Annotated in this window: 6 protein-coding genes; 1 reads left to right on the top strand and 5 read right to left on the bottom strand. The window is 35.6% G+C overall.

Going from position 1 to position 6857, the window contains the following annotated elements; genetic code table 11:
- Window positions 1-431: 431 nt before the first annotated feature.
- The gene (locus BCI01S_RS12635) at window positions 432-1403 is read right to left on the bottom strand and encodes a coiled-coil domain-containing protein (protein WP_061798987.1); all 972 of its coding nucleotides are present in this window, start codon (window positions 1401-1403) and stop codon (window positions 432-434) included.
- 531 nt (window positions 1404-1934) lie between these two features.
- On the opposite strand from BCI01S_RS12635, the gene BCI01S_RS12645 reads away from it, so the two are divergent.
- The gene (locus BCI01S_RS12645) at window positions 1935-2159 is read left to right on the top strand and encodes a tyrosine-type recombinase/integrase (protein ID WP_061798991.1); all 225 of its coding nucleotides are present in this window, start codon (window positions 1935-1937) and stop codon (window positions 2157-2159) included.
- Between the two features lie 104 nt (window positions 2160-2263).
- On the opposite strand, the gene glnA is transcribed toward BCI01S_RS12645, so the two are convergent.
- The 4 genes from glnA to hflX form a co-directional block, all read right to left on the bottom strand.
- Window positions 2264-3601 (bottom strand): type I glutamate--ammonia ligase, encoded by a 1338-nt coding sequence (gene glnA / locus BCI01S_RS12650; protein ID WP_047944753.1) that lies wholly within the window; start codon window positions 3599-3601, stop codon window positions 2264-2266.
- Window positions 3602-3634: 33 nt separating this feature from the next.
- Window positions 3635-4054 (bottom strand): MerR family transcriptional regulator, encoded by a 420-nt coding sequence (locus tag BCI01S_RS12655; protein ID WP_016204997.1) that lies wholly within the window; start codon window positions 4052-4054, stop codon window positions 3635-3637.
- 110 nt (window positions 4055-4164) lie between these two features.
- Entirely contained in the window at window positions 4165-5433 is a 1269-nt protein-coding gene (locus tag BCI01S_RS12660; protein ID WP_061798993.1) for a methionine gamma-lyase family protein, read from the bottom strand.
- A complete protein-coding gene (hflX, locus tag BCI01S_RS12665) occupies window positions 5434-6708 on the bottom strand; it encodes a GTPase HflX (RefSeq protein ID WP_235844496.1) in 1275 nt (424 codons plus the stop codon). It abuts the gene before it with no gap.
- Between the last annotated feature and the right edge of the window lie 149 nt (window positions 6709-6857).

Below are 6857 nucleotides of genomic sequence, written 5' to 3' on the forward strand. Positions count from 1 at the left end.
TAATCACCTAGCTTTTTTATTGGATTGGCAAACTATCCTTTTAATTTTCCGTCTTAATAAAATTTCGTCTATTCCATCTAAAAAGCCTTGGTATAAAAATACCAAGGCTTTTATCATTAATACATTTCCAGATACTGGTCGCGCTCCCATGGGGGCACTTGGACACGGAACATATACTATCTCATAATAGTGGGTAAAAGTTCATATAAATACAGAAGTTTTACGCTTTCCTTTTTATCTCATAATAGATAATATAAAAGATGTTAAAAGTGAAGTAGATAGAATAATCGTGGAATATAACCATTATCGTTATCCATGGGGATTAAATAAAATGACCCCAGTACAATACCGGGACCATCTAATTGCTGCTTAGCACTTTTTTAAACTGTCTATAAAATGGGGACAGTTCAATTAGGAACGCTTTTATATTTTTATTTTAGTTTCATATTAGCCAAAACAAAATAATTGTCATACCAAACTGCCTTACTATCTGTTTTAATTTCAAGCTTTTTAACACCTTTAACGGATATAGACATATTAATTGGTAAGTCACCCGCATTAAAGTTATACTCTTTGATTAATTTACCATCACCATAAAATGCAATATGGCCAGGAATTTGACCACCATCTTGTAAACCTAGCATACCAGAGATAGATGAGTACTTCCCTTGAAGGTTAAAGTCATATACGTTGCTCTCGTTATCGTTTGCAACATAGAATGCATAACCTTTGGAATATTTATTCCCTCCTGTTTTTAAAGCCCAATCTTCATTGGTATATGAGCTACCAGTTTGATGATATGGTTCCTCAAAAACATCAGACATATAAACTCCATTTGTACCTTCACCTAAGTACCAAGTTTTCACTTTACTATTATAAGAAGTACCAACATTATACATTGAACCTAATAGTTGAACAGGAGCGTAAGGTACACCATTGTAGTTAACTAAGACAGGAACCGATTTACTTGATATTGTTGTATTACCGCTTTTGGTATTACCAAGATAACTTAACTTAGCGTCAAGAGGTTGAATTACTTTAGCCTTTAGGCTTTTAATTTCTTTATCACGAGATGCTACCTTATCTTTTTGGCTTTTTATTTCTTTATCTTTACTTGATATAGTTGATTTTAACCTTTTTATTTCTTTATCCTTAGAAGCTACATTACCCTTTTGTTTTTTTATTTCTTTATCCCTGCTGGAAACTTTTGATTTTAAATCCTTTATTTCTTTGTCTTTTGAAGAGACTTGTTTTTTCAACTTGCTATTTTCCGCTTTTAAATCTTTAACTTGCTTTTCTAATGATGACTTTGAAGCTGCATCTACAGTGCTACTAAATGTAACAAATGTACCCAATGTGAGTACAAATGCCATTAGAAACATTAATACTTTTCTGTTTTTCACTAATTCTCCCCCTTTATGTATATATACCTATGACTAAAGTATTATATTATATCCATTCTATAAAATCAACCATATTTTTCTATAAAAATACATATCCTAGCAAGCTAAAAAAACCCCCTAATGAGGAACGCTTCTCTTTGAATATTTTCTTAATGATATAAATTTAATATGTATAAATGCAAACAATTTAAACTTAATAGAAAATAATTGTTTGTATTTTTTTAATTTTATTGAAACATTTTTTCATCTTTCGTATTTATCACTATCTTACATAAAAGGATGGTTAAGAATACTTATGTCATATTTACAATTTAGTGAGGTTTTTATAAAAAATATTCGAGAGCAATTGAATGCAGACTTCTTTGTCTCAAAGGACTTCGTGATAGAAACTAATTATTTTTCACCTAAAGCAAAACATCTTTACATAATTTATAAGTATCAGAAAAATTATGAATTTACGCTACGCTATTTTTTGGGTAATGATTCATTTTCCATCACAATGCAGCTTGGTGATATTATCTTGAAAGCATATTGAGAAGAGCCGAGTTACCTCAAATAGCGATTCATGCCCTTAGGGATCCTCATGCAGTTTTATTATTAGAAGCTGGGGCAACTATAGAATATGTACAAAAAAGACTTGGTCATAAAAACTACCAAGTCACTGTAGATACCTATTCACATATAACTAAAAATATTGAAGAAAATTCTTTATCCAAGTTTGAAAATCATATAAATAATGTACTCGGAAAAATTTAATTTCATGGGCGTTTTATGGATGTTCGTTATTCTGACCAATAACTAACCATTTCCACCCATGAAATAATTTAGCTTAAACCTTTAAGATAAATGACTTTTACTAATTAATACATTTCCATATACTGGTCGCGCTCCCATGGGTGCACTTGGACACGGAACATATCCCATTCAATCTCTTTTGCTTCTACAAAATGATCAAAGATATGCTCTCCTAGAGCGTCAATCATTGTTTCATTTTGCTTTAGCTCATCTAATGCTTGCGCTAATGTTGATGGTAAATCAACAATGCCTTCCGCAATTCTTTCTTCTTTGCTCATAATGTAGATATTTCGATCTACTGGAGCAGGAGGAGTCATTTGGTTTTCGATTCCGTCTAAACCTGCTTTTAATAAAGCTGCCATTGCTAAGTATGGGTTAGCAGCTGGATCTACACTACGTACTTCTACACGAGTGCTTAAGCCACGTGAAGCTGGAATACGCATTAGTGGAGAACGGTTTCTAGCAGACCATGCAACATAGCAAGGTGCTTCGTAACCAGGCACTAGACGCTTATATGAGTTTACAGTCGGGTTAGTAATGGCGGTAAAGCTAGTAGCATGTTTACCAATACCAGCGATAAATTGCAATGCTGTTTCGCTTAATTCTAATTCACCTTTTGGATCATAGAAAACATTTTCGCCATTTTTGAATAGTGAAAGGTTGCAGTGCATACCTGAACCATTCACACCAAATAATGGTTTTGGCATAAATGTCGCATGAAGACCATGCTTACGAGCAATGGTTTTAACAACTAATTTAAATGTTTGAATTTGATCACAAGCTGTAATTGCATCCGCGTATTTAAAGTCAATTTCATGCTGTCCTGGTGCTACTTCATGGTGAGATGCTTCAATTTCAAAGCCCATCTCTTCCAATTCTAACACGATATCACGACGACAGTTTTCGCCTAAGTCTGTTGGTGCTAAATCGAAGTAACCACCATTATCATTAAGTTCTAAAGAAGGTGCGCCTTTTTCATCCAATTTGAATAAGAAAAATTCCGGCTCAGGCCCAAGATTGAAATCAGTGAATCCCAGCTCTTCCATCTCTTTCAAGACTCTTCTAAGATTATTACGAGGATCTCCTTCAAATGGTGTTCCATCTGGATTATAAATATCACAAATCAAACGTGCCACTTTTCCTTTTTCTGCAGTCCATGGGAATACAACCCAAGTGTTTAGATCAGGATATAGGTACATATCGGATTCTTCAATACGTACAAAACCTTCGATAGAAGAACCATCAAACATCATTTTATTATCCAAAGCCTTATCTAACTGACTAATTGGAATTTCCACGTTTTTGATTGTTCCTAGGATATCCGTGAACTGTAAACGGATAAATTTCACATTACTTTCACTTGCAAACCTTTTGATATCTTCTTTAGTGTAATTTTTAGCCACGACTATTCCTCCACTCCCTACTTTTCTTCTTATCTATTTTTGAAAATAACGAGACATGTCTCCTTGTCTCATAGAGGGACGATGAGTATCATTAAAGCGACCTGCATTTAATAATTCTTTGCGCAATAATTTACGCAAATCCTCATCCGATAATTCTCTGCGTGCTTTTTCTGCTTCTTTCTTTACTTCATCTGTCAGCACTTGTTTTTCTTGAACAGAGAATATTTGTTTAATTCCAGCAAGGTTTACTCCTTGATCAATTAGATCTTTAATCTCCAATAACTTATCAATATCCGATAATGAAAAAAGTCTTCTATTGCCATCCGATCTTGCTGGAGCCACTAATTCGTGTTCTTCATAGTAACGAATTTGTCGAGCGGATAGCTCTGTTAATTGCATGACAATACTTATTGGAAAAAGAGGCATCGATCGACGAATTTGACTACCAGACATGGCATTCGGCTCCTTTAAAATGATTTAATCCCCTTCATTATATGATTGGGGAAAAAAGATGTCAACTAATGTTACAATTTCTTCCCAACCGATGTAACGGATTGTTATACTCAAATAGTAATCAGTTTTTGTTCTAATAATCGATTAATGGCAATACATATAGCAATTTTAACATGCGAGTATGTTAATCCCCCTTGAACGTAAGCAACATATGGAGGCCGGATAGGTCCATCTGCCGTTAATTCAATACTTGCACCTTGAATAAAAGTCCCAGCTGCCATGATGACATCATCTTCATATCCTGGCATGTAATTAGGATATGCCGTTACGTGGGAGTTTATCGGCGAAGCATATTGAATCGCTTGGCAAAAAGCAATCATTTTGTCTTTATCATCAAATTGAACAGATTGAATAAGGTCTGTTCTTTTGGCATTCCAGCTGGGCGAAGAATTCATCCCCAATTTCTCCAGCATAGCTGCTGTGAAAATTGCTCCTTTTAAGCTTTGCCCAACAACATGTGGGGCAAGAAAGAAACCTTGATACATTTCTTGTAAACTGTAAAGAGAAGCTCCTGCCTCTGCACCAATACCTGGAGATGTCATGCGATAAGAACAAGCTTTTACGAATTCCTCTTTTCCGACAATGTAACCACCTGTTTTAGCAATTCCCCCACCAGGGTTTTTGATTAAAGAACCTGCCATTAAATCAGCGCCGACATGGCACGGCTCCATATCTTCCACAAATTCCCCGTAGCAATTATCAACAAATACAACCACATCACTTTTTATTTCTTTAACAAAAGCAATCATCTTTTCAATTTCTTCAATGGCAAAGGAAGGTCTCGTTGCATAGCCCTTTGAACGCTGTATACCAATCATTTTCGTATTTGCATGAATAGACGCAGCGATTTTTTCATAATCTGGCTGTCCATCTGGAAGTAAATCAACACTGTTGTAGTCGATATTAAACTCACGCAGTGACCCTGTCCCTTCCCCTCTTAACCCAACAATTTCTTCTAATGTGTCATACGGTTTCCCTGTAATATATAGAAGCTCATCGCCTGGTCGAAGGATTCCAAATAGCGCTGTACTGATAGCATGTGTTCCTGAAATAATTTGCGGTCTCACTAAACCAGCTTCCCCGCCAAACACTTCTGCATAAATACTTTCCAATGTATCGCGGCCAATATCATCATATCCATACCCAGTGGACGGAATAAAATGTGATTCACTTACCTTGTGATTTTGAAAGCTTGCTAAGACACGAAATTGATTGGAATCAATTCTTTTATCGATTGATTGATGTACTTCCTTTATTTGTTGTTCCACTTCCATTACTAATGATTCTAGCTGTGTTCCATATGTTAACTGCGTATACATTTATTTCTCCCATTCCTCTTTTTCTATCGACCTTTTATAGTTTAAAATAGCATGTTCTTTAAACGCATACCCTTTACACAAATAGTTTTGCGTTTCTTCATCAAAAATTAAGCTGCGCAGGACTGTTTCATTTTTTAGCTGCGACAATAATTTCCCATTATTACTTTCAACCGTTGTTTCATAATATTCCATGTTTTCCATCATCATTTGTTCAATTGTCTGCTTCAGCTGTTCCCGATCTTCTTTATTAAAAGCACTGATTAAAATACTTTCTGTTTTGGATGTAGGGACAAATTTTGGATGCACTAAATCTTTTTTATTATAGACCGTTAAATGCGGAATTGCGGGTATTTCCAAATCTTCAAGTAATTTATGTACGGTTTCCTCATGCTGATAATATTCCTCATTAGAGCTATCCACAACGTGAAGCAATAAATCTGCTTCTCGTACCTCTTCTAAAGTAGAACGGAAAGCAGCAACTAATGTTGTTGGCAAATCTTGAATAAATCCTACTGTATCCGTAATCAGTGCTGAAAATCCGCTTGGCAGTATAATTTTGCGTGTCATTGGATCTAAAGTTGCAAACAAAATATCTTCTTCAAATGAATCTGCTTCCGAAAGGCGATTAAATAGTGTCGATTTCCCGGCATTTGTATATCCAACTAAAGCAATTTGGAATGCTCGGTTTTTCTTTCTTCTCTCCCGATAGCGATCGCGATGCTCGACAATCACGCTTAATTGCGTTTTAATATCGTCAATTCTCCGTCTAATGTGCCTTCTATCTGACTCAAGCTTTGTTTCACCAGGACCTCTTGTCCCAATCCCCGCTCCTAGTCTCGATAATTGCAGACCTTGTCCGCCCAAACGCGGCAATAAGTATTGTAATTGAGCAAGCTCTACTTGAAGCTTTCCTTCTTTCGATCTTGCTCGGGATGCGAAAATATCTAAAATTAGTTGTGTGCGATCAATAATTCTAGCGTCCAAATTTTTAGATACATTGCGCACCTGACTTGGCGATAATTCATCATTAAAAATGATTAAGTCTGCTTCTAACTCCTCTGCAAGCATTTCTAGCTCTTCTACTTTTCCTTTGCCAATATATGTAGAAGGATGAATTCGTTCTCGCATTTGCGTCAGCGTTGCGACAACTTCTCCGTTTGCTGTTTTCGTTAAATTCGCAAGTTCTTCCATCGAATATGCAAATCTGGCAGCGTCATTTTGTGTCTCGCAGCCGACCAGGATTACTTTTTCTTTTTCTATTTTAGTTTCTTTCAAGTATGTAAACCTTCTTTCCATGTCGAACTTTATCTATTATAGCAAACAAACTGCGTTTCTTCTATTTGCTCCTTATAAGGTTACCCAAAAGATGTCTTAGTAAAAATGCCTTTTTGAAAAAACACAGAAAAAAGGCTATTCTACGAGAA

The organism is Niallia circulans NBRC 13626 (assembly GCF_001591585.1).
Lineage (GTDB): Bacteria > Bacillota > Bacilli > Bacillales > Cytobacillaceae > Niallia > Niallia circulans.

What these genes read in the sequence shown, in the direction of transcription:
- BCI01S_RS12655 (WP_016204997.1), bottom strand. Translation starts at nt 4,054, where the DNA reads ATGTCTGGTAGTCAAATTCGTCGATCGATGCCTCTTTTTCCAATAAGT.
- BCI01S_RS12660 (WP_061798993.1), bottom strand. Translation starts at nt 5,433, where the DNA reads ATGTATACGCAGTTAACATATGGAACACAGCTAGAATCATTAGTAATG.